We start from the raw sequence: 24,348 nt of genomic DNA, 5'->3' as shown, positions 1-24,348 counted from the left end.
GTGATTAAAAATAACCTGAAAAGGGTGTAGTGATCAATAAATCTCACACACCCTTTTCTTTATATAAAAAATTATGAAAATCTATAGTTTATTAATTTTCGCATTTCTTTTTACTGTGTCACTAGCTGCTCAGACTAATGAGGCTGCACCAGAAACTATAAGTCGTTCTAATATTGTTAACCTTGTAGCTACAGAGCAATTACCTAGAGTAAATAATAATTTTCCTAATAATAGTGTATTGATTCAACAAGTAGGTCAAGCTAACTCATCATATGTAAATATTGCTTCATCTAGTTCTTCTGTTACAGTTTCTCAAAATGGTAATAGTAATGATGTTGCAATTGCCTTAAGAGGTAATAATATTTCAGAGAGCGTGTATCAATTAGGAAATGGAAATTCAGTAATAGATGTTTCTACAAGCAATGCATCTGGATCTGGTATGCAAGTGATTCAAAAAGGAAATAATTTAGAATTAGAAAGATATGGCACCAGCCGTACCTCTGGACCTATAAAAGTAACTCAGACAGGTAATGGTTCAGGTCAAGCAGTGATAGTTCGTCAGTTTAACTAGTTTATTACTTAGCTCATAATAGCATACTTTAATGATGTTACGCTATAGTACATACATATTACTTATTGCGCTCATATTCTTAACAGATACGGTGAAGGCGCAAAAATTCTACAATACAGAAATTGCTGCAAAAATTGAAATAGTTGAGTCTAATGGACTTTATTTAATAACAGCAAATGCTTCTAACCTAACAGGTTTAAACAGAAGCATACGGTACAAATTCTCAATTATACAAAGAGATGGTACAAATAACCCCAAAAAAGAAGAGGCAGAAGGAAGGTTTGTAATTGAGCCTTCACAAAAAGTCATACTCAATGACTATGCAATGCTTATTGAAAAAAGTAAGGACGCACTTATCCTACTTCTCGTTTACGATGGAGAAAATTTAATAGGTAAGGATCGCGTCATTGTTGCCGAAATTATTGATGAGATACCCAAAGTAGGAGAGCGTACTATATTAAGCCAGGCATTACAACAAGGGCAGTCTATAGGTCTCACGGGTTTAATTATAGAAGATACTAAAACAAAAGCAGGTCGTGATTTTTATAGATACTTTTTTCAAAAGTGTAGTATCGATAATATAAAATGGTCTAAGGATATTATTATAAAAGAAGATTTTGGACTAGGTAGGAGTACCGTTATAAAAGTAATAGAAGGAACGACTACAATTGTAAAGTTTAATGCACAGCCTAGAGATGAGTTTTTGAGGAAAGCCTCAGAGGAGTGCATACGACAGGTTCAAGGACATTTTAATCAACTAGCAAGAACAAAACAACTCTTAACATCATATTAATTCCAGACTACTTATGAAAAGTTTTATACTTATCGCAGGACTGTTTGTAACAGGTGGTTGCTTCTCACAGCAGCTTGTATATACTCCTAAAAACCCGAACTTTGGAGGAAGCTCATTTAACTATGCTTGGCTACAATCATCTGCAGATGCTCAAAACTCATTTACAGATCCTAATGCGGTAGATCCATTTGCACAACAAACCGACCTTGAGCGATTTACAGAAGATATTAATAGAACACTACTTAACAATATAAGTAATAGTATCACAAGGTCACTATTTGGAGAAGATGGAGAGCTACAAGAAGGTACGTTTACATTTGGTAGTCTAGAAGTAGAGGCTTTTCAAACTGCAGAAGGACTTGTTATAAACATATTAGATATAAATACAGGGGAGACCACACAGGTTATTGTTCCTAACTAAAAGCAATTATGAAGTATATCTTACAAACAGGTCTTTTAGTTTTAATGCTTAGCACACTCTCAAGCTGTGGTACTTATTTTAACCAGCCATTGGGTCCAGAAGAGGCAAGAACTGGAGAAAAACTCGCAACTACAGATTCTCTTATGGCGTTACCTCCTACATCTAGAAGGATAGACGTAGGTGTATATAATTTTAGAGATCTTACAGGGCAATTTAAGGCAAGTGCGACTGCAAGTACATTTAGTACAGCGGTAACGCAAGGCTCAACCGCTATATTATTAAAAGCGCTTGAAGATTCTAAGTGGTTTAGAACCTTAGAAAGGGAAAACCTGGGTAATTTATTACAAGAGCGTAATATTATAAAGCAAACCAGAGAGGAAGCTAGAAAAACCACAAACCCAAACGAACCTAGATTACCAGGTCTCTTATTTGCAGGTATATTGCTTGAAGGAGGTATCGTTTCTTATGATACAAATATTATAACAGGGGGACTAGGTGCAAGATACTTTGGTATAAGTGGTTCTACACAATACCGTCAGGATAGAGTCACTGTTTATTTACGAGCAATAAATACTCAAAGTGGTGAGATTTTAAAAACTATTTACGTGTCAAAAACCATATTGTCACAATCACTTGATGCTAGTTTGTTTAAATATGTAAACTTTCAGAGGCTGCTAGAGGTAGAGACTGGTTTTACACGTAATGAACCTGTACAACTAGCAATAAAGGAGGCTATAGAAAAATCTGTAAGAGGTCTTATTATAGAAGGTATAGAAGATAATTTATGGTCTACTAGTAAGGGTAGAGAACTTAATGAAAAGGTAGTAGCACAATATTATAAAGAAAAAGAACTAGAAGAATCTACACGTTTATATGATAGAGTGTATAAACCTAATGTTGCAAACTCACATTTTGACTTTGCTATAGGAGCAAACCTTTTTGATGGTGATCTGGCAGATAAGAAATTTGGTGAATTTGCGCAGCTCGGTTACGAGACCGCTCTTGGCTCTACATTTGGGTTACATTTTAACGGGAGGTATCAAAGATTTAAAGCGGGTAATGAGTTTGAGCAAGCATATACAAGTCTTAACCTCAATCTTACTTATGAAATTTTACCTACAGATAATTTTACACCCTTTATCTATGCTGGAGGTGGTTACCTTTTTGGAGATAATGATGTAAGCGCTCCCAAAATGCAGTACGGTGGCGGCGTACTTTACAAAGTAAGTGATAGAGTAGGGCTCAAGTTATTTGCCGAACAGAACTTGACTTTTGTAGATGATGTAGACCTTGCCATAAATGGTAGAAGAAATGATTTTTACTTCAACTTTGGTTTTGGTTTGAGATATAGCATTTTAAAAGATAAAAAAGAAGAGGTAGAAGACGAGGTAATCCCATTAAATTAATCAAAATGAAAACAGGTTTATATATATTCTTTTTATGTTGTACACTAAGCTTACTAGTAAGTTGTAGTGAAGAAACATTAGGAGAAACAGGTATCGGTAATATAACGGGGGTGGTAGTCTTTGAAGGAGATAATGCCCCACAGGCAAATGTAAAAATATCTACAAATCCACCATCAAATACTGTTTTTACAGGTGAAGATGGAAGCTTTGATCTTGGAGAAGTAGTAGTAGGAGATTATTCTGTGCAAGCAGAAAAGAGTGATTTTATTACCGCTTTTGAGCCTGCAACGGTTACAGAGGGAGCTACTACAAACGTTATTTTTGAATTGCAACCAGAAACAGCCAATAATGTAGCGCCGTCTATACCAATTTTAGTCACTCCGGCAGATGAGGCAGAAGATGTGGCTCAAGACGTACTTTTTACTTGGACAGTAACAGATCCAGATCCTTTTGATGAGTTAGTGTATCAACTAGAACTACGTAATGATATGACTAATGAAATACTCAATTTTCAAAACTTAAGTGATACCTTCTTATCAGTAAATGACCTTGCATTTTCTACTAAGTACTTCTGGCAAGTAACAGTAAATGATGGCATAAACCCAGATGTAAATAGTGAGTTTAGTTCTTTTAATACCATTGATGAGCCTAATAATAGATTAGTATTTGTACGTAAAGAGAGTAACGGTAATAATGTAATCTATTCTACAGATGACGGTTCTGAAACTGGATTAGGCCCCCTTGCTCTTACCTCGCAATCGTCTAATAGTTTTAGACCTAGACGTAATACAGAAGTAAATAAAATTGCTTTCTTACGCACCGTAGGAGGAGAGACACAATTATTTACTATGAATGAGGATGGTAGTGACGTTTTTCAAGTAACAGCATCACAACCTGTAAATGGTTTTAATCTAGAAGAAGTAGACTTTGCTTGGGAACCTACTGGAGAGAAATTATACTTCCCTAGTTTTGATAAGTTATTTTCTATAAATACAGATGGAGGAGGGTTAGAACTTGTTTATACCACGCCAGATGGTAGTTTTATCACAGAAGTAGAAAGAGCAAGATTTAACGATTTTTTCGTTATAAAAACTAATAACGTATCTGGTTATGCGGCAGAGATTCTTGTGCTAGATCTAGATGGTAACCTTATAGAGACTGCTGTAACAGGTTTTCAAGGAGCCCTAGGAGGCCTTGATATTTCTATCACCGGTAGTACTATCGTGTTTACAAGAGACATTTCAGAATTTGAAAATCCTAACTATTTACAACTAGACACACGTGTATTTACCTACGAGTTAGGCACGGGAAATGCTCCAGTAGACCAGTCTGGAGATAAACCTGCCGGAACAAATGATCTAGACCCTCGCTTTACACCTACTAATGCGGGTATTGTTTATACAAATACGCCTAATGATGAGGTATCTGTACGTGATATTGTAACATCACAACTAGGCGATGCATCTAGAACAACCCTTGTAGAGGATGGAGCTATGCCAGACTGGCAATAAGCTAGAGATATTAATACTAAAAGCTCCTTTATATCATTATAAAGGAGCTTTTTTGTTCAAGTAAAATCAAAGAGTTTTGTTTTGATTGTTTAGCTCTCTTCTGTTGTTTTGGCTAACCAAATCTTGCGGTGTTTTACATTATCAATATAATTACGCTTTCGCGAAAGCATAATTAGGTGCGTTATATATACAATCTCAATTTAAGACTTTTAACTGTTCAATTATCTTTAAGGCAACGTCTCGAGATGATAGATAATTTTGTCCTGTAATTAATCTTCCATCTACTTCTACGTGAGAATTATTTCTAGGAGAAAATTTAAACACAGCGCCTCTATCTTCTAATGTTTTCTGTATCAAGAATGGGAAATGTTTAAAATAGGCTGCATCCTTTTTCTCAAACGAATCTGGATATCCACTCACGAGTTTATTCTTAAAGAGATAATTTCCGTCTTTTGTTTTGAGATTTACGATACCCGCAGTCCCGTGGCATACAGAAGAAATGATACCATTATGTTGCTCATAAATGGCCATTGCTATTTTTTGAATTTCTTGACTCTCTGGTACGCCGTACATTGCTGCACCTCCACCTATGTAATGTACCGCTTTATAGTCTTGAGGTGTTATCTCGTCTGGTTTATAGGTATGTTTTAATGCATACATAAAATCAGAATTATATAGGTATGACATACTTAACGAGTCTGAAGTATCAATATATGAAAGTGGAATAGTACCCCCTTCTGGACTCACAAAATCTACTGTATAACCAGCACTTTTAAAAGTACTATAGGCATTTACTAATTCTGAGAAGCTGTTTCCTGTAGAAATGTCAGACTTTCCATAATGTGCTGCATTTGAAACTATGAAAAGAATTTTATCAGAAAGAGCAGCGCCACTATCTTTTGTAGCGGCTTTACTTATGATTTTCCATTTATTGTCTATCTTTTTTAATATAAATAGGTCTATGTACCTTGAGTTATCATCAGGAAATAGTATTTCTACCTTTGCTGTTGCAATGTTGTTTGTAGAGTCTATAGATACAATATTGCCTATTCTTCCATTAAAATCTCCTTGCTTTTTGTTTTTATACCAGCTTTGATATTCTTTAATAGGGACAATCCATAAATTGTTTTCTTTGTTGTCTAAAAAGAGATTTGCTTCTGGATAAAAAGCTTTTTCAATAAGTTCGGGTTTATTGTATGATGTACCATTTATGTAATTAAAAAGTACTTCTTTGATTTCGTGTGATTCAGTTTGACCATACGTCACTGAATAGAAAAAGATAAGGATTAAAAATAAAAGTGAATTTTTCATAAAAATTGTAATTTGATTAGGTTACAATTTTAGTTCAAATGGTCACTTTAAGGGTAATACATTTATACTATCATATTCCTGATGTATACATTAGGACATTTTAAGGTTAGATTCTTGGGCTATATATTTTGAGGGTGTGGTTTGAGTTATCTTCTTAAAAGCCGCATAAAATGTACTGTTTGAATTATACCCGCACTCTTCGGCAATGGTTTCAATTTTTAAATGAGGTTTTTCTTTTAATAGTCTTTTTGCCTCTTCAATTCTATATTCATTTATAAAGAGAGAAAAGCTCTTACTTAAATTATTATTGAGCAATTGTGATAATAATTGTGGACGAATATTAATCTTTTTTGCTAGAAGCGGCATCGTGATATTAGGATTCTTATACAACTCTTCGTTTACAAGTGTTGATTCAATTTTTTCTAAAAGATGATTTACCTCAGTTTGTTCTATTTGAGTATTTGCATACTTTTCTTTTTTCATAGATACCACAAACTCTTTTTTTCTTTTATGGTAAATCAACAAACCAGTTAGGTAAAAAACAAATGAATAAGATAAAGCACCTACAATATAAGATGTATATGAAGCAGTATTATAAGCTATCCAAATACATAAAACACCAAAGAAAACACTAACAAGCCAGACTTCATTATAATCTAATTTATGATCTCTTGTCATAAGCTTATGAATTACTGGTTTTAATAAGAATGCAGAAATGATAATATAAACAAGCCATTGTAAGTTTATGATGTAATAAAAATAATCAACCCAAAGGTCTATATTGTTTTTATAAGGGTATATAATCCCTATACATAAAATGAGCACAACAGTAAATAAAAGGTGCGTGTTTGTGAGTTTGTTTATTTTGCCCTTTTTCAGGTATTTAGATTTAATGTAGAGATATAAAAAGGGACCTATGAGAAAACAGGCAGAAAGTCCTATTTGCAAATACACTTTAGAGAGAGATGGGTTGTAATAAAAGAATAAAGACTTCCATACTCTTATGCTTAGGGCTATGAGTAACCCTCCAAGAAAGTAATTTGAGCCTTTTTTGGGTCTAGCAAAAAGTAAAAAGTATATGCTCAATACAATGCTATTAAAAGCACCTAGTGCGCTAAAGAAAAATATTAATTTATTATCCAGATTCAATGTGCTATTTTTTGTGTGACACCTTTTTAATTATAGGTGTTTGCGATGTTTTGTAACTCAGTGCAGTTTTTGTTTTCTTACCATTTATGGCTTAAATATACATTTATTCAGAGGTTTTATGGTTGCTTATGAGTCTATATGGTTATTAAAAAGGAGTTTATGCTTTTGCGAAAGCGTAAAAATCATCTCTTTAAAAATTTATGTATTACTTATCATTTATGAGATACTTTAAACTCGAAATATTTACGTGTATGAGCGTTAAGATTACTCATCTGTATTTGAAGACTACTATTTGTTTGATTTTCGGTAAAGTGAGGGATGAGATTTGAGATAGCGAGATTGTTGACAATAGAACATTAAAAATCTACTTAATCAATTATTTAAAATTTTTTGTTTTTCTAGTTCAAATTCTTCTTGAGTGAGTACGCCCATTTCTTTTAGATCGCCCAGTTTTTTAAGGTCATCCAGTCTATTGTTTTTTGAAATATTTAAAACAGTATTGCTAGATGTTTTTGCTTTTGACATTTTGGACATAATTAACTTATAGATAGTATGAACCTCATTTGATTTTTTTCTAAAAAAAGTAGAATCAATTACAATTGTATGTGGGTCTTTTACCATTGCCAGGTTAGCCCCAGTTATTCCTATTTTACCTTCCTTATTTTCTGTAGAAAAAGGCATATTTATTCTAAAATAACCATCACCCCATATACTAGGTTTTCTGTAATCTATATGTGATATGTCTTTATAATAATAGTACTTTACTCTATCCTTGTGTTTAAAACCAGATAATATCCCACTAAAATTATTTCTATTTATAACTAGACAATCTTCACACACTATTAGATTGCCATTTACCCCTTTTATTTCTGCTATTTTTTTCATAGTCACGCCTTTAGTGTACTACTTGTTAATCTTTATTACTATATGTGAATAGATGAATAAATATACGAGTATTCCTACTTTTAATAGCAAGTTTTTATCTCTGGTAGTACATATGAGTACGCTTTCGCGAAAGCGTACTTATAAATTTTAGAAATGTAATCTCACCTTAAGACTTTTTGCGCGCTTCTTTTTGTGCTTTTTTGATAACGTTTTTTAGAGTCTTGTTAGTGGTGTAATCCAAAGCAGTAAGATTGTTCATATTTGTGAGTAGTGCATTTGCATCTGCCTCAAGTAAAGCTGTTACAGTGGGAAGTGCATTCTCGTTGCCACTAGCAGCTAGGTGTAATGGAGTCTCATCTCTTTTGTTTTGTGCATTTACATCTGCTCCATAAGATATTAGAAGTTTTATCAAATCACTATCTGTAGTTTCATACGTTTCTGTAACCAGATGTAATGGGTAGTATCCATTCCCAAAGGCTTGTGTAGGTGTGACACCTTCTTCTAGAACTAACTTGGTGCCATCTATGAAGTTAAATTTGATAGCTAGTTCTAAGTCATATTGTGTGGGTTTTGCTCCACTTTCTAGCAGTAGCTTTGCAACGTCTAGTTGTTTGTAACGCATCGCGTCTTCTAGAGCGATACTTGTACTTAAACCTCGTTCTATAAGTTTTTGTACAACTTTGAGGTTTCCTTTTCTTGCTGCAGTAGAGATAAACGACGGGTCGATATGCTCTGTTTTTGCTAAGATGAGAAGAATAATATCTTCGTCCTTAGTTTCCATAGCAGCGTTTAGAGCCTCTTCTGTATCTGCACCCTTCTCTAGTAAGTAGCCAGTAATTTCCTTATTACCGGTTTCTGTAGCATCTACAATAGCCTCGCTTACATTAGCCTGTCCTTGTTCTATAAGGATTTTTGATATGGCGAGATTTTCTTTTTTTACAGCTTCTTGTAATAGCGCCGGGTCTGCCGTAGCTGCTCCCTTGGTCACTAGAAAAGCTGTAATAGATTCGTTTTCTCTGGATACGGCTGTTTTAATACCTTGAGATGGGTCTGCATCGTTTTGCACAAGTAGCTCAACCATCTCGAGATTTTCCTTTGAGACGGCAAGGTCTAATGTCTGAGTGGCATCTATAGAGGCACTTTTTGTGCTTATCACAGATTGCGCTAGCATCACACGGTTTTCTTGTACGGCAGCCTCTAGTGCTACAGCAGGAGTACCGTTGTACGTATTAAGGGCATCATTAAAGAGTTGTGTATCTTGAGACTTTGCGGCATATGAGAAAACCTCATCTGCAACGGCTTTGTTTTTTAATGATACTTCTATTGCGGGTTTGTTATCTTTTTCAATAGCATAGGTGAGTATCTCTGTGGCTTGAGCTCCATTTTTAAGCGCCATATCAAGTATGGCTGTGTTACTGTTATCTACCGCAACCTCTGCTGCGAGATTAGAATCAAGTTTTGCTTCTTTCTTAACGAAATAATTAAAGAGATCTGTATCATTTAGTTTGGCTACGACCTCAAGCGTTTCTCCGCTTGCTTCGGTAACAGGTACAATAACATTACGCAAAGCCATATTATCGTGCTGGGTAGCTCTGTCTAGTATGTAGGCATCTGCGGTAGAGCCTAGCTGCACAAATTTCTGAGCGAGATCTTCATCATTATTTTCGGCAGCGAGAAGTAGTTCGTTTTTACCTGCTACAAATTCTTCAAACTCTTCACTCATTAACGCTTTTACAGTAGGGTAGTGGTAGAGCTCGAGTGCATAAGCTAAATCATTGTTTCTCGGTATGGCTCCTTCTCTAAAGAGTGCATAAATTACATCTGCCTCTTTGTAAGCCACCGCTTTATAAATCATATTATTTTTAGGTTTTGCTCCTCGTTCTAAGAGGATGAGTGCTTTTTCTCTCTCAAAATTTCTAGGTTCAAAAGCTACATCCAGATCTTCGGTAGTAGGTGTCACGCCATTATCTAACACAAAGTTAAGAACATCGTTATCTTGTTTATTAGTAATGATGGCTTGTAGTAATCCATTTGCTCCTACGTTTCCATTTTTTTTAAATAAGTCTTTTAGTAATGGGATATTACCGGTCGCAGCAGCAGCAACAAGCTCTGTATCTAGTACATAATTATAAGTAGTCGTGATGTTCTCAATAAGGCCCTCGTCTTTAATAAGCTCTGCGGTATAGGTGATATCATAGATGTCCTTATCAATCGTTTCTAGCTCGATGGTTTTTTCTACTTTTTGCTTTAATATGTCTTTGTAATAGGTTTTTGCGTCTTCTGTACCAGAAACTCGTAAGCGCGTCCTACCGCCTCCTTTCACAAGTTTTTTTGCATCATCCCATACACTTAGGTAGCCTCTTTTAAGGTCTTCGGCTTTTATGGTGATTATGACGTTTCTATCTAGAAGCACTTCTTCGTCTGTAATAAGGGTTTCAAGACGGAGACCACCCAGCTCTATAAGCGGTTTTATATCAAGTATAGCATCGTCTTTTGAAAAGCCACCAAAAAATATATCTCCCGTGTAGTCTGTGCTCGTTGCATTCTCACCTCCCATATTTTTTTTAATAATCTTAGTGAGATCTTGCTTAAAGCGTAGGGAGTACTTTTTATAATATTTACTTGTTACTGGTCGCTGTACGGCCTTTTGAGCATAGGCAGTTGCGACTTCTATAACACTATCTAGCATTCTTACTTTTTTTGCCTTGTCTACAACCTCTGGCATAGATACCGTTCTAAAGAGTTCTGAAAATGTTTGCAATGTGACCTCTATGGGCTTACTATTTTGAGATACGGTACCTTCCCAGTCTGTAAACCATTGTGCATCTTTATTACCTCCTATGGTATAGGTGTTGCTTTGCCCAGCATTTATATATGGATCTGGATCACTAGCTCCTGTATGAGTTGCAATAATATCTTTTACAACCTGTTGTTGAAACTCATCTTTCTCGTAGGGTGAGTATATATAATCTGTATTTTTAATGAGGTTTCTTTTTAAAAATATACCACCGTATACAACTTGGTCTGCATAATGAGTCCCGTATCTATGTATAAAACCCTCTGGTGTAATATCACGCCCCAGTCTTGAAAAATCTGCCACCATCGCACTGTCTAATGTTTTCGTAGAGCTTGTGCGTAGAGATTTACGTTCTATAGGTTTTCTCTTTTGAGTATATACAAAGAGTAGCTTGTCGCTGCCGTCTGCCTCAAAGGCTTCATAATATGCGTGACTATTTATAGCCTGAAAAGGGCTGTCTAGAGAGTCTGTGCGCAAGAGTTCCTTCTCATACTCATAAGGTGTGGTGACAAAATGATAAGACACAGCAGGAGATGAGGTAATCTTACTTGTAGAGGAGCCACCCTTAAAAAGCAGTTTACCTTTTGATGAGGAGCCCCAGTCTAGGGCATCTACATAGCGCACATCAAAGCCGTGCCCCAAAACATCTTGTCGTTTGAGTCCATCATCTTGGCTCATCGCAGAGAGTGAGCTTAAAAGGAGGGCGATATGTAATATGTAGTAACTTTTATTAAAAAGAAAGTTGTTCAAGGTGTATAAGATTTAATAAATAGAATGGTTAATGAACCTTGAAAGTAGACATAAATAAGCAAAGAAAAAACTCAAATAGACTAAGGCATAAATTACTGGAATGAAGAGAGTTTGGTAAAATATTGATGTAAGAAAAAACTGATTTTTAGCGTCTATTTTACGCTTTTGCGAAAGCGTAATAACAACAACCCGCCACATTTTACAAATAGTTTATAACTGCAGGCTAGTCTATTTTACCTCTCATTAATTAATCCCTATTTTTGCGCCATAAAATCTACCTAATGAGCCAAGAAATTTCTAAACGATATGCACAGCGCGGAGTATCTGCTGGCAAAGAAGATGTTCACAACGCGATTAAAAATGTAGACAAAGGCTTATTTCCCAAAGCATTTTGTAAAATCGTACCAGATGCACTTACAGGCGATGATGATTATTGCCTCGTGATGCACGCAGACGGTGCAGGGACAAAATCTGCACTGGCATATATGTATTGGAAAGAAACGGGAGACATCTCTGTATGGAAAGGTATTGCTCAAGATGCGCTCATTATGAATATAGATGACCTACTCTGTGTAGGTGCTACAGACCATATAATGTTATCTTCTACCATAGGGCGTAATAAGAATTTAATACCGGGCGAAGTAATTTCGGCTATTATTAATGGATCTGAAGAGTTACTAGAAGAGCTTAAGTCATACGGTGTAACCATACACAGTACGGGTGGAGAAACGGCAGATGTGGGTGATCTTGTGCGCACGATTATTGTAGACTCTACAGTAACGGCAAGAATGAAGCGTAGCGATGTGATAGATAATGCAAATATCACTCCTGGTGATGTAATTGTAGGTCTAGCATCTTTTGGTCAAGCTAGTTATGAGACCTCATATAACGGTGGGATGGGAAGTAATGGTCTTACCTCTGCTCGTCACGACGTTTTTGACAACTACCTGGCCCAAAAGTATCCAGAAAGCTTTGACGCAGCAGTACCAGAAGATTTAGTGTACAGTGGTTCAAAAAAACTTACAGACGCAGTTACAGATAGTCCTATAGATGCTGGTAAACTTGTATTATCTCCTACTAGAACATATGCACCTATTATAAAAGATATACTATCTAAATATAAGTCAGGTAGTATACACGGTATGGTGCACTGTAGTGGAGGAGCACAAACTAAAATTTTACACTTTGTAGAAAACCTACACATTATAAAAGATAACCTTTTTGATACACCACCTTTGTTTAAATTAATTCAAGAGGAGAGTGGCACAGACTGGAAAGAGATGTATCAAGTCTTTAATATGGGTCACCGTATGGAGATTTATTGCCCTCAAGAGGTGGCAGATGATCTTATTGCCATATCAAAATCTTATAATGTAGATGCACAAATAGTAGGTAGGGTAGAAGATTCACCTTCTGGTAAAAAACTTAGTATACACAGTGTTCACGGTGATTTTACATATTAATAATTTGTAACATTAAGGTTGCTAGCTAGTTAATAGTTAAATAGTGTAGGAAGATTCGTTTGTTTTGAAACTAAAATTAGTATATTTAATACGCTTAGTGCTTAATTTTTAAGGTATCTAAGTTCCCTACTAATTAAGAAATAAATGAAATTCTCGCTAAGTAACTTGTGGAGTAAATTACCGCTGTTAACCATCTTTTTGGTAGCTCTCAATGTGATTTCTCTTTACTATATGAGAGAGGTTAGATTTCTCAGGTATGTCCAGATTTTCACCTTAGTCATCTTTATACTTTACTACCTTGTTCATACCTTAAGAGTGCGCATACTCATAGTTACTATACTTGGGATGTTTTTGCTAAGAGAAATTTCTGTTTTTTACTACGGTAATAGTCTTGGTCAAATTGCCTATATAACTTTAGGATGTCTAGCATATGGTCTCATTTGTGTCAAGCGTTTAGATATGATACAAGTATTGGCCAGGGATAAAATTGCGATTATCTGTACTTTTCTTTTCGTAATACTTAACCTGTTTATGCTCAACGAGCTTATTAGGATGGTTAAGGATAGTTATGATGGATCGTTTCAGGCAAGTTTAATATTTCTTTTAGGCATTATCATCACCTTACTAGGGGCGGTGGCTGTTTTATACAATCAAGTCGTAAATAGTGATAGATCACTCACATTTTTGTTTTTTGTTTTCTGTATGATCATTTCAGACGTGTCCTCTCTTTTAGGATATTATTTTAATATGCGCTTTTTCTACTATATAGACTTTGTAGGTGCAACGCTGGGCTTATCATTTTTCATACATACCGTTTTAGATGTACGTGGAGAACGTGAGGATAAGGAACTCCTCAAAAGTATGCTCTAGATATTGATTCTCTTTTTTTACGCTTTCGCGAAAGCATACTAACGCCCATTTCCCTTTCATACCTTGCTTAAATTATCGTAAATTCGCTACTTATTATAGAAAGTAGATGTTAGAAAAATTACAGATAGTAAAGCAGCGTTTTGATGAGGTAAGTGACCTTATCATACAGCCAGATATTATATCAGATCAAAAACGTTATGTCTCTCTTAACAAGGAGTATAGTGACTTAAAAGCACTAATGGATGTGCGTGAAGAATATATTGAGCTTACAGATAATTTTAAAGAAGCCGAAGAAATCATAGCAGACGGTAGCGATGCCGAGATGGTTGAAATGGCAAAAATGCAATACGAAGAAGCAAAATCTGGTATTCCTGAACTTGAGGAAAAAATCAGAATGATGCTTATCCCAAAAGATCCAGAAGATGCCAAAAACGTCGTAGTAGAAATACGTGCGGGAACCGGTGGTGACGAGGCAAGTATCTTTGCAGGAGATCTTTACAGAATGTACACTAAGTATGTAGATAGCGTACCTGGGTGGAAACACAGCACGGTAGACTACTCAGAGGGTACCTCTGGAGGATTTAAAGAAATCCAGTTTGAGATTACAGGTCAAGATGTGTACGGTACAATGAAGTTTGAGGCTGGAGTGCACCGTGTACAACGTGTACCTCAGACAGAAACTCAAGGTCGTGTGCACACCAGTGCTGCTACAGTAATGGTACTTCCAGAAGCCGAAGAGTTTGATGTACAAATAGAGCCTAAAGATGTACGTGTAGACTTTTTCTGTTCATCGGGGCCAGGAGGGCAGTCTGTAAACACAACCTACTCTGCAGTACGATTAACACACATCCCTACAGGACTTGTAGCACAGTGTCAAGATCAAAAATCACAACACAAAAACAAAGAGAAAGCCTTTAAAGTACTACGCTCGCGTCTATATGATCTTGAACTTGCAAAAAAGCAAGAAGAAGATGCTGCAAAGCGTAACTCACAAGTAAGTAGTGGTGACCGTAGTGCAAAAATACGTACCTACAACTATCCACAAGGACGTGTGACAGACCACCGTATAGGCCTAACCTTATACGATCTCCAAAACATTATAAATGGAGATATTCAAAAAATACTAGAAGAGTTAAGACTTGTAGAAAATACAGAAAAACTCAAGTTCACCGAAGGAGAATTATAAGCACACAATGAAGACAGAAGATCTTATCTCGCAGATTAAAAAGAAACAATCTTTTCTTATTGTAGGTCTAGATACAGATCTTGATAAAATACCTAAGCACTTATTAAAAGAAGAAGATCCCATCTTTGCTTTTAATAAAGCCATTATAGATGCGACTCAAGATCTATGTGTAGGTTACAAACCTAACACGGCATTTTATGAGGCTTATGGTCTTAAGGGCTGGAAGGCGCTGGAGAAAACCATTAATTATATTAATGAAACCTACCCAGAGCAATTCACCATTGCAGATGCAAAGCGTGGTGATATAGGCAATACATCTACACGATATGCAAAAGCCTTTTTTGAAGATCTTAATTTTGACTCAGTTACCGTAGCGCCTTATATGGGAAAAGACTCTGTAGAACCTTTTCTCGCTTTTAAAGATAAGCATACTATAATGCTAGCACTTACGTCTAACCAAGGTGCCTTTGACTTCCAGACCCAGACTATAGAAGGGCAAGAGCTATATAAGCACGTACTTGAGACTTCTAAGAGCTATGAAAATAGTGACCAGCTTATGTATGTAGTAGGTGCGACCAAGGCAGAGTATCTTACAGATATAAGAGCGATCATACCAGAAGCTTTCTTGCTTGTGCCTGGTGTAGGAGCACAAGGAGGTAGCTTGCGTGAAGTATGTAGATATGGTATGACAGAAGATATAGGTCTTCTAGTTAATTCTTCTAGAGGGATTATCTATAATTCTCAAGGAGAAGATTTTGCCATTGCAGCACGTAATGTTGCCCAGCAAATGCAGTCAGAAATGCAAGAGATTTTAGTTCAAAACAGCTAGAGATGCACATAGTAGATCAGATGGGGCGATCCCTTACTTTTGATCATACGCCTGTGCGCATCGTCTCCTTAGTGCCTAGCCAGACAGAGCTACTGGTAGATCTCGGTTTACAATCTTCACTTGTAGGTATTACAAAATTCTGTGTTCACCCAGTGACTTTGCGCAATGAAGTAAGCGTTGTGGGAGGTACAAAGCAAGTGCATTATGATAAGATTAAGGCACTACAACCTGATATCATACTTTGTAATAAAGAAGAAAATACAGAGGAGATGGTTCGCATACTGCAAGATATTGCAACCGTACACCTATCTGATGTTAAGACGCTTCAAGATGCTCACAATCTGATTATACAATATGGTACTATTTTTAATGTGACTCAACGTGCTACAGCAATCACAACTCGCATTAAAGAAGAGCAAGAACGCTTTCGCGAAAGCATAACAAACCCCATTAACACCCTTAAAGTAGGCTATTTTATATGGCAAGAGCCGCTTATGGTTGTAGGTGATGATACCTTTATACATCACATCTTAGAGGAACTCGGTTTTGTAAATGCATTTAAAAATAAAGAAGGAAGGTATCCTACAGTTACCGAACAAGATCTCAAAGACTTAGATTATGTGTTTTTGTCTTCGGAGCCATTTCCTTTCTCAGAAAAGCATATAGAAGCGTTTCAAAAAAAGACCACCGCACAAGTTGTACTTGTAGATGGTGAGTATTTTTCTTGGTATGGGAGTAGGCTCATAAAAGCCTTTCCCTATTTTACGAGCTTATCTAAGCGCTTAAAACTTTAAAAACTTAATCTTTTTATCCAGCTGTAAGGCTTCATAGGTGAGTACGTCACTTTTTTCGTGATCTGTATACATTATATTATAAGACTCCTCTACGAGTTTCTTGTGCTTACGTTGCATAAAAGATTTGAGGCGCTTGTGTTTTGAGGCAACAGTAGTCATACTTGATTAATTAGTTAAGGGGATTTTTTTACATACATTAAATGTAAAAAAAAAAACCAAACCAAAATGTTATAACTACATAAAAATCAAGCGATTAATGTAGGATTAAACTTGTTAATCTTGTAATGCAAACACGCGCTTAAGTAAATCTGTAGTTCTGCTTTGTGTTTTTGTTCTTATTTCTTTCTCCTCTACAGCAATCATTGTGTACACACCTTGTAGCGCTTGTTGCGTTACATAATCTGTAAGATCGGGATTTACATTATTTGTAAGAGGTAAGTCATTATACTTTGTGATGAGGTTTGTCCAGATTTGATCTGCACCTACTTTTGCAAAGCTATTTTTAATAACAGGGTTGAATTTATTATACAATGCCGTGTTTGTTTTTCCTTCTAGATATTGAGTTGCGGCATCATCTGTACCTAGTAAAATGGTACGCACATCATTAAAGGTAATTTGCTTCACCGCGTCTACAAAGATTGGCGTAGCCTCACTTACAGCATCTTCGGCAGCGCGGTTAAGGGCTTTTATGCCTTCGTCTGCTAGTTTACCTAGACCTATAGCTCTTAAGGTATTATCTACTTTTTGTAACTCTTCTGGAAGCAAAATTTTTACGAGTTCGTTTTTATAAAAACCATCTGTAGAAGTAAGTTTTGTCACTTGCTTATCAATCCCAAAATCAAGTGCTTGTTTAAGTCCATTACCTATCATCTGGTTATCTATGCCAGGCAATCCAGACTCACCAGGAAGCCCATCTATAACGCCTTGTAATTCGGCACAAGAAATGAGTGAAAATAAAACGAGTACAGCGATGATCTTTTTCATAATAATGTCATTTAAGTATTGTGGTAAATATAATTGATAATTACGCTTTCGCGAAAGCGTAACCCAGCTTATTCATTTCTTTTATGTGAAAATTATCGTCTTATTACCATACACAAAGCATTTATGCTGTGCGTGTAATTTTATAGCTCTTGAGAGTACGATTTTCTCTAGGTCTCTACCTTTTGCAATGAGGTCTGGAATGGTGTGGCTGTGGGTTACACGTATGGTGTCTTGCTCGATGATGGGACCTGCGTCTAACTCTTCTGTGACGTAGTGGCTGGTGGTGCCTATAATTTTTACACCGCGAGCAAAGGCCGCGTGATAAGGTTTTGCACCCACAAAGGCAGGTAAGAAAGAGTGGTGTATGTTTATAATGCGATGCGGAAATTCATTTATTACCGTAGGCGTTACGATTTGCATATAGCGAGCTAGTACAATAAAGTCTACCTGATGTGCTTTGAGTAGTTTAAGCTGTTCTTGCTCTGCAGCAGCTTTGGTATCTTTTGTCACAGGTATGTGATAAAAAGGGATGTCAAAATTTGACGCAATATGTGCGAGATCGCTATGGTTACTTATGATAAAAGGGATGTCTATGTTAAGCTCGCCAGCGTTGTAGCGGCCTAGTATATCATAAAGGCAGTGATCATACTTTGACACAAAAATGGCCATTCTGAGTTTTTGCGTAGCGGGATAAAGTTGCCATTGCATCTCAAAGGGAGTTGCCAGCTTTTCTTTAAAAGCTGCTTTAAACTGTGCAGTGTTAAAAGAAGCATTTGTAAATACACACTCAAGGCGCATAAAAAATACATTTGCCACCGCATCTACGTGCTGATCTATATAGGTGGTGTTTCCTTCGTTTTCTAAAATGAAATTGGTCACCGAGGCGATAATTCCCTTTTGATCTTTACAGTGTATAAGTAAGGTAAGATGTGCCATATCATTGGTTTTGTGACCCCTAAATTGCACATATTATAACATAAATCTGTTATGTAGATTACTTTTTGTGTAATTCATATTCAACTCGCTTTATTATTGAATATTACGTAAATTTACATCGTTATACATACTTAAAATTACAGATGGAACAAGCCACTCCTTATACTCCTAAGCATAAAGTTAGAATAGTAACTGCTGCTTCCCTTTTTGACGGACACGATGCCGCGATAAATATTATGCGCCGTATTATACAAAGTACCGGTGTTGAGGTAATACATTTAGGTCACGACCGTAGTGTAGAAGAAGTAGTAAATACTGCCATACAAGAAGATGCAAATGCCATTGCAATGACCTCTTATCAAGGAGGTCACAATGAGTATTTTAAATATATGTACGACCTTCTTAAAGAGAAAGGTGCGGGGCATATTAAAATCTTCGGTGGAGGAGGTGGTGTGATACTTCCAGAAGAGATTAAGGAGCTTATGGATTACGGGATTACTCGTATCTATTCTCCAGATGATGGCCGTGCGATGGGGTTACAGGGGATGATTAATGACCTTGTACAGCAGTCTGATTATGCCATAGGAGATAAGCTAGATAATCAAGCTTCTCAACTTAGTGATAAAGTACCTACGGCTATAGCCAGAGTAATCTCTGCTGCCGAAAACTTTCCAGAGGTTGCAAAAGATACGCTTGATGCAATTCATAAAAAGAATGAATCTTCACTCACACCCGTACTTGGTATTACTGGTACTGGAGGTGCAGGTAAATCTTCACTAGTAGATGAGCTGGTGCGTAGATTTCTTATTGATTTTCCTGAGAAGACTATTGGTCTTATTTCTGTAGATCCTTCTAAGCGTAAAACGGGTGGTGCCTTACTAGGTGACCGTATCCGTATGAATGCGATTAACAATGAGCGTGTGTATATGCGCTCGCTGGCTACGAGACAGAGTAACCTCGCACTATCTAAGTATGTAGGCGAAGCTATAGAAGTACTTAAAGCAGCAGAGTATGATTTAATCATCCTTGAGACATCAGGTATTGGGCAGTCAGATACAGAGATACTAGAGCATAGCGATGTGTCGCTTTATGTGATGACACCAGAATTTGGTGCAGCTACGCAGCTCGAGAAAATAGATATGCTAGACTTTGCAGATCTCGTTGCGATAAACAAATTTGACAAGCGTGGATCGCTAGATGCGCTACGTGATGTTAAGAAACAATATATGCGCAACAATAACTTGTGGGATACACCGCAAGATGAGTTGCCAGTTTTTGGAACAATTGCAAGCCAGTTTAACGACCCAGGGATGAACACGCTTTACAAGCGTATAATGGAAAAGGTAAACACGGTAAACGAGGCAGATCTTACGAGTACTTTTGAGATAAGCCAGGAGATGAGTGAGAAGATCTTTGTAATACCTCCAGCGCGTACACGTTACCTGAGCGAGATTGCAGAGAGTAATAGAGGGTATGACGCTTTCGCGAAAGCGCAACAAGAAACAGCACAACGTCTCTACGGAATATTTAAAACCATCGAGACCATAGCAGGAGTTACTCCAGCGCTTGACAAAGCAGGTTTACAAATCACAGACTTCGCCGCCGAAACTACCGAAGAAGATAAAGATCTTGTCAAGTTGTTGCTGGCACAGTTTGACCGTAAAAAAATGGATCTTGATCCGTACAACTGGGAGATTATAACCGGTTGGGATGAGAAAGTAAATAGATACAAAGCGCCTGTGTATACCTTTAAGGTAAGAGACAAGGAGATTAAAATCCCTACGCACAGTGCCTCATTATCACATACAGAAATACCTAAGGTAGCCTTGCCAAAGTATCAAGCTTGGGGAGATATTTTAATCTGGTGTTTACAAGAAAATGTACCGGGAGAATTCCCATACACTGCGGGACTCTATCCTTTTAAACGTACGGGAGAAGATCCTACACGTATGTTTGCAGGAGAAGGAGGACCAGAGCGCACAAACAAACGTTTTCACTACGTGAGTTTAGGAATGCCGGCTAAGCGATTAAGTACCGCTTTTGACTCGGTAACTTTATATGGTAATGATCCAGGTCACCGTCCAGATATTTATGGTAAGATAGGTAACGCGGGAGTGAGTATTTGCTGTCTTGATGATGCAAAGAAATTGTACTCTGGTTTTGACTTAAGTCACGCAATGACTTCTGTAAGTATGACGATAAACGGACCTGCACCTATGTTGCTAGGTTTCTTTATGAATGCCGCTATAGATCAAAATTGTGAGAAGTATATAAAAGAAAACGGACTAGAAGCAGAGGTAGAAGCAAAGATTGCAGCTATCTATAAAGGAAAAACACGTCCTGCATACCAAGGTGATCTTCCAGAAGGAAATGATGGTCTAGGATTAATGTTACTTGGAGTAACTGGTGACCAAGTACTCCCAGCAGATGTGTATAACCGCATAAAAGTTGAAACCCTCACACAAGTGCGTGGTACGGTACAAGCAGATATTCTTAAAGAAGATCAAGCGCAAAATACGTGTATCTTTTCTACAGAGTTTGCACTGCGCTTGATGGGTGATGTACAAGAGTACTTTATCGAGCAAAAAGTGCGTAACTTCTATAGTGTGTCTATCTCTGGATATCACATTGCAGAGGCAGGAGCAAACCCTATCACACAACTAGCGCTTACATTATCTAACGGATTTACGTATGTAGAGTACTACCTAAGCCGTGGAATGGATATCAATAAATTTGGTCCTAACTTATCGTTCTTTTTCTCAAACGGAATCGATCCAGAATATGCGGTCATAGGTCGTGTTGCTCGTAAGATTTGGGCAAAGGCAATGAAGGAAAAGTATAAAGCAAACTCACGTGCACAAATGCTTAAGTATCACATCCAGACATCTGGACGTAGCTTACACGCACAAGAGATTGACTTTAACGACATACGTACAACCTTGCAAGCCTTGTATGCGATTTATGATAACTGTAATTCGCTACACACAAATGCTTATGATGAGGCTATCACAACGCCTACAGAAGAGAGTGTACGTCGTGCAATGGCAATCCAGCTTATTATCAATAAAGAGCTAGGACTTACTAAAAACGAAAACCCAATACAGGGATCATTTATTATAGAAGAACTTACAGAGCTTGTCGAAGAGGCAGTCTTACTAGAATTTGACAGAATAACAGAGCGTGGTGGTGTACTAGGAGCGATGGAGACGATGTACCAGCGTTCTAAAATACAAGAAGAGAGCTTGTATTATGAAACGCTTAAGCATAACGGTGAGTTCCCAATTATAGGAGTAAACACCTTCTTGAGTTCAAAAGGAAGTCCAACAGTACGCCCAGCTGAAGTAATTAGAGCTACCGAAGAGGAGAAGCAATATCAAATCGAAATGCTAGAAAACCTCCACAAGGAAAAAGCAGATAAGATAGAAGCAGAGCTTGCAAAAATTCAAGATGCAGCGATTAATAACCGCAACATTTTTGAAGAACTTATGGAAGCAACTAAGGTGTGCTCACTAGGGCAAATCACAAGTGCGCTCTTTGAAGTAGGAGGGCAGTACAGACGTAATATGTAATACTACGAGATGATAGTTAATAAAAAGGCGACCGTATGGTCGCCTTTTTTGTTTTTGAGTAATCTTGATCTGCTTAATCCTTCCACGGGCCACTTTCTGTGACGGGTATGATCTTATCACCTTTTAACCTAGAAAGCCCCTGATATCCACCTAGCCAGATGGTGCCTGTGGCATCCTCATAAATGGTCTGGATAGCATTGCTTTGTAAGCCATCGTTCTCATTATAATTAGTAAAGCTATTACCATCGTATTTGTATACCCCAGCATTTTCGGCAGGAAACCAGATGTTTCCTTTTGAATCTTCAAAGAGGCTCCACACTTCTTCTCCTGTAATCGCTCCATCTGTAGTAAAGTTTGTAAACTTAGTTCCATCATAACGGCTCACACCTTTATGGTGTGTTGCAAACCAGATATTACCTGTGCGGTCTTCTAGCATATCATTTACATTATTACCTGCGAGACCGTCTTTGGTGCTCAGGGTATCTAGCGTATTGCCATCCCATATAAAAGCACCACCATTTGAGGCAAACCAAAGCTGTCCTTTTGTATCCTCCATTATGCTATGCACAATGGTCGTACTTGAGACACCACGAGAATTATCTACACTGGTTTCTGGTAACGGGAAAGGAGTAAATGTTGTTCCGTCATAGGTGTTTATGCCACTCACAGCGCCTATCCATAAGGTTCCTTTTGAATCTAGTAACATACTCCAGATATTATTTCCTGTGAGTCCCTGCGCTTCTGCATAGTTTTTAAAAGAAGGTGTGTCGGTAGTTGAAGTGGTATTCAAATCATAGCTTACAAGACCTCGATTGGTCCCAAACCAAAGTGTACCATCTTTATCCTCCAGAATTGCTCGCACGGCCTCCCCATTAAAACCTTCGTCTATAGAAAAGTAGTCTACGCTCGTTCCATTATATCGTATTACGCCATCACCATTAGTTCCCATCCATAAGCTACCTTGAGAATCTTGAAAGATCCTACGTATAAATTGGCTTAATGGCGGCGGACTCAAATTAAAGTTATAATCCTGTGCAGGAGCTTGTGTTGAGATACGGCTAGTTTCTTGAGATGGTGTTTCTTCTGGTATATCTCTTTGTTTATTTTGAGAGGTACAGCTATAGCTTAGTACGGCTAGTGAGGTTATGAGTAGGTAAATAGAAAAGCGCATCATTTAAAGAGATTTACATTAAATGTAAGCCAAACTTTAAACAATGCGCTCTTGCAACTGTCAAAAAAGTGTCAAATCTTAGTTGACTGCTTATCTATTATTTTACAAATAAGCTCTTTTCTAGACCATTATCAAAGGTAATATCTGTCCAGTCTACTGTGATCCACGGTGCATCTGTAACTGTAGCGTCCCAATCTGATTTTTTGTAACGACGCTTTGTCGGGATTTGTAAACCATCTACTTCTTCATAACTTACTTCCATAAGGTATGGGTCTGTCACACCAAAGTCTACCACTGTAAATAAAAATTGATCTACACGTTTTGTCTCAGGGTTGATGTACAGTTGGTAGATATCTTTAGGTTTATCTCCAGTGCTTTCAAAACTTACTTTTACCACATCGTAGTTAATGTTGTTTACCATTTGTTGTTTTACATATTCATACACAAGACCTGGATCTCCTAGTTTTTGCATCATTGTAAACCAGTAGTAATTAGTAGGTCTATTAAAGGCTACACGCTTAAGCGCAGCCTCATCTGTAATTATGGTTCCTTCATTTTTAAGCCAGTATTCCTTACCATCATACCCTTGCTCTATGGTGCCTTCTAGTTCTGGAAGTGTGCGCTGGTGGGTGTTATATAATCCATAAGAGTACTCACCGTCAAAGATGTATTTCTCTGTAGAGACGTCCTTTTGTCCGTCTGGAGTTTGGTACGTGTAGGTGTAAACAACATCATTTTTTGCGGCTAGCGTAGCATAGTAGCCTACTTCTTGCATCATCGTGTATACAAGTTCGTGGCCTTTATTTGTAAAAGTGGGTGTTTCTTCTTTTACAACATTTTCGGTTGTTGTTGGGGTTTGCTGTGTTGTGTTATTACACGATATACATATGAGGGCAATGAGAATGCCCAGCGTCGTTTTTAAAGTCATAAGGTTGTTGTTTGCTGTGATTAT

Annotated in this window: 20 protein-coding genes; 11 read left to right on the top strand and 9 right to left on the bottom strand. The window is 37.2% G+C overall.

What is annotated here, in order from left to right; genetic code table 11:
- Positions 1–73 precede the first annotated feature (73 nt).
- The 5 genes from MED134_RS03815 to MED134_RS03795 are packed head-to-tail and all read left to right on the top strand — an operon-like array spanning position 74 to position 4,702.
- On the top strand, positions 74–571 hold the full coding sequence (locus MED134_RS03815; RefSeq protein WP_021778683.1) for a hypothetical protein: 498 nt from the start codon (positions 74–76) through the stop codon (positions 569–571).
- Positions 572–602: 31 nt separating this feature from the next.
- Positions 603–1,364 (top strand): CsgE family curli-type amyloid fiber assembly protein, encoded by a 762-nt coding sequence (locus MED134_RS03810; RefSeq protein ID WP_021778684.1) that lies wholly within the window; start codon positions 603–605, stop codon positions 1,362–1,364.
- A gap of 13 nt (positions 1,365–1,377) precedes the next feature.
- Positions 1,378–1,785 (top strand): curli production assembly/transport component CsgF, encoded by a 408-nt coding sequence (locus MED134_RS03805; protein ID WP_021778685.1) that lies wholly within the window; start codon positions 1,378–1,380, stop codon positions 1,783–1,785.
- An 8-nt stretch (positions 1,786–1,793) separates the two neighbouring features.
- Positions 1,794–3,191, top strand: coding sequence for a CsgG/HfaB family protein (locus MED134_RS03800; RefSeq protein WP_021778686.1), 1,398 nt, complete (start codon positions 1,794–1,796; stop codon positions 3,189–3,191).
- A 5-nt stretch (positions 3,192–3,196) separates the two neighbouring features.
- On the top strand, positions 3,197–4,702 hold the full coding sequence (locus tag MED134_RS03795) for a carboxypeptidase-like regulatory domain-containing protein (protein ID WP_021778687.1): 1,506 nt from the start codon (positions 3,197–3,199) through the stop codon (positions 4,700–4,702).
- 195 nt (positions 4,703–4,897) lie between these two features.
- Here the strand turns inward: MED134_RS03795 and MED134_RS03790 are convergent, their stop codons facing one another.
- The 4 genes from MED134_RS03790 to MED134_RS03775 form a co-directional block, all read right to left on the bottom strand.
- Positions 4,898–6,013, bottom strand: a complete 1,116-nt coding sequence (locus MED134_RS03790; protein WP_021778688.1) for a nuclear transport factor 2 family protein — start codon at positions 6,011–6,013, stop codon at positions 4,898–4,900.
- Between the two features lie 90 nt (positions 6,014–6,103).
- Positions 6,104–6,691 carry an AraC family transcriptional regulator gene (locus MED134_RS15185; protein WP_148305629.1) on the bottom strand — a complete coding sequence of 196 codons (588 nt, stop codon included), beginning with the start codon at positions 6,689–6,691 and terminating at the stop codon, positions 6,104–6,106.
- 843 nt (positions 6,692–7,534) lie between these two features.
- Positions 7,535–8,047, bottom strand: a complete 513-nt coding sequence (locus MED134_RS15355) for an SHOCT domain-containing protein (protein ID WP_021778690.1) — start codon at positions 8,045–8,047, stop codon at positions 7,535–7,537.
- Positions 8,048–8,213: 166 nt separating this feature from the next.
- Entirely contained in the window at positions 8,214–11,522 is a 3,309-nt protein-coding gene (locus MED134_RS03775) for an ankyrin repeat domain-containing protein (RefSeq protein ID WP_021778691.1), read from the bottom strand.
- Positions 11,523–11,875: 353 nt separating this feature from the next.
- Here MED134_RS03775 and MED134_RS03770 point away from each other — a divergent pair, with 353 nt between their 5' ends.
- The 5 genes from MED134_RS03770 (at position 11,876) to MED134_RS03750 (ending at position 16,736) form a co-directional block, all read left to right on the top strand.
- Entirely contained in the window at positions 11,876–13,057 is a 1,182-nt protein-coding gene (locus MED134_RS03770; RefSeq protein ID WP_021778692.1) for an AIR synthase related protein, read from the top strand.
- A 315-nt stretch (positions 13,058–13,372) separates the two neighbouring features.
- Entirely contained in the window at positions 13,373–13,927 is a 555-nt protein-coding gene (locus MED134_RS15175; RefSeq protein ID WP_158407698.1) for a hypothetical protein, read from the top strand.
- Positions 13,928–14,033: 106 nt separating this feature from the next.
- The gene (gene prfA, locus MED134_RS03760; RefSeq protein ID WP_021778694.1) at positions 14,034–15,113 is read left to right on the top strand and encodes a peptide chain release factor 1; all 1,080 of its coding nucleotides are present in this window, start codon (positions 14,034–14,036) and stop codon (positions 15,111–15,113) included.
- 7 nt (positions 15,114–15,120) lie between these two features.
- Positions 15,121–15,942 (top strand): orotidine-5'-phosphate decarboxylase, encoded by an 822-nt coding sequence (pyrF, locus tag MED134_RS03755; protein WP_021778695.1) that lies wholly within the window; start codon positions 15,121–15,123, stop codon positions 15,940–15,942.
- Positions 15,943–15,944: 2 nt separating this feature from the next.
- The gene (locus tag MED134_RS03750; protein WP_021778696.1) at positions 15,945–16,736 is read left to right on the top strand and encodes an ABC transporter substrate-binding protein; all 792 of its coding nucleotides are present in this window, start codon (positions 15,945–15,947) and stop codon (positions 16,734–16,736) included.
- Here the strand turns inward: MED134_RS03750 and MED134_RS15170 are convergent.
- From MED134_RS15170 to purU, 3 genes are all read right to left on the bottom strand, one after another.
- Positions 16,725–16,895 (bottom strand): Lacal_2735 family protein, encoded by a 171-nt coding sequence (locus tag MED134_RS15170; protein WP_021778697.1) that lies wholly within the window; start codon positions 16,893–16,895, stop codon positions 16,725–16,727. The genes MED134_RS03750 and MED134_RS15170 overlap by 12 nt on opposite strands.
- A 114-nt stretch (positions 16,896–17,009) precedes the next feature.
- On the bottom strand, positions 17,010–17,720 hold the full coding sequence (locus tag MED134_RS03745; RefSeq protein ID WP_021778698.1) for a DUF4197 domain-containing protein: 711 nt from the start codon (positions 17,718–17,720) through the stop codon (positions 17,010–17,012).
- A gap of 81 nt (positions 17,721–17,801) precedes the next feature.
- Entirely contained in the window at positions 17,802–18,656 is an 855-nt protein-coding gene (gene purU / locus MED134_RS03740; protein ID WP_021778699.1) for a formyltetrahydrofolate deformylase, read from the bottom strand.
- A gap of 143 nt (positions 18,657–18,799) precedes the next feature.
- Here purU and MED134_RS03735 point away from each other — a divergent pair, with 143 nt between their 5' ends.
- Positions 18,800–22,225 carry a methylmalonyl-CoA mutase family protein gene (locus tag MED134_RS03735; protein ID WP_021778700.1) on the top strand — a complete coding sequence of 1,142 codons (3,426 nt, stop codon included), beginning with the start codon at positions 18,800–18,802 and terminating at the stop codon, positions 22,223–22,225.
- A gap of 73 nt (positions 22,226–22,298) precedes the next feature.
- On the opposite strand, the gene MED134_RS03730 is transcribed toward MED134_RS03735, so the two are convergent.
- Positions 22,299–23,399, bottom strand: a complete 1,101-nt coding sequence (locus tag MED134_RS03730; RefSeq protein WP_021778701.1) for a two-component regulator propeller domain-containing protein — start codon at positions 23,397–23,399, stop codon at positions 22,299–22,301.
- Positions 23,400–23,493: 94 nt separating this feature from the next.
- Positions 23,494–24,324, bottom strand: coding sequence for a DUF6503 family protein (locus MED134_RS03725; protein ID WP_021778702.1), 831 nt, complete (start codon positions 24,322–24,324; stop codon positions 23,494–23,496).
- Positions 24,325–24,348: the final 24 nt, after the last annotated feature.

This window comes from Dokdonia sp. MED134, from assembly GCF_000152925.2.
GTDB lineage: Bacteria > Bacteroidota > Bacteroidia > Flavobacteriales > Flavobacteriaceae > Dokdonia.
This window is presented reverse-complemented; position numbering and strand designations above follow the sequence as displayed.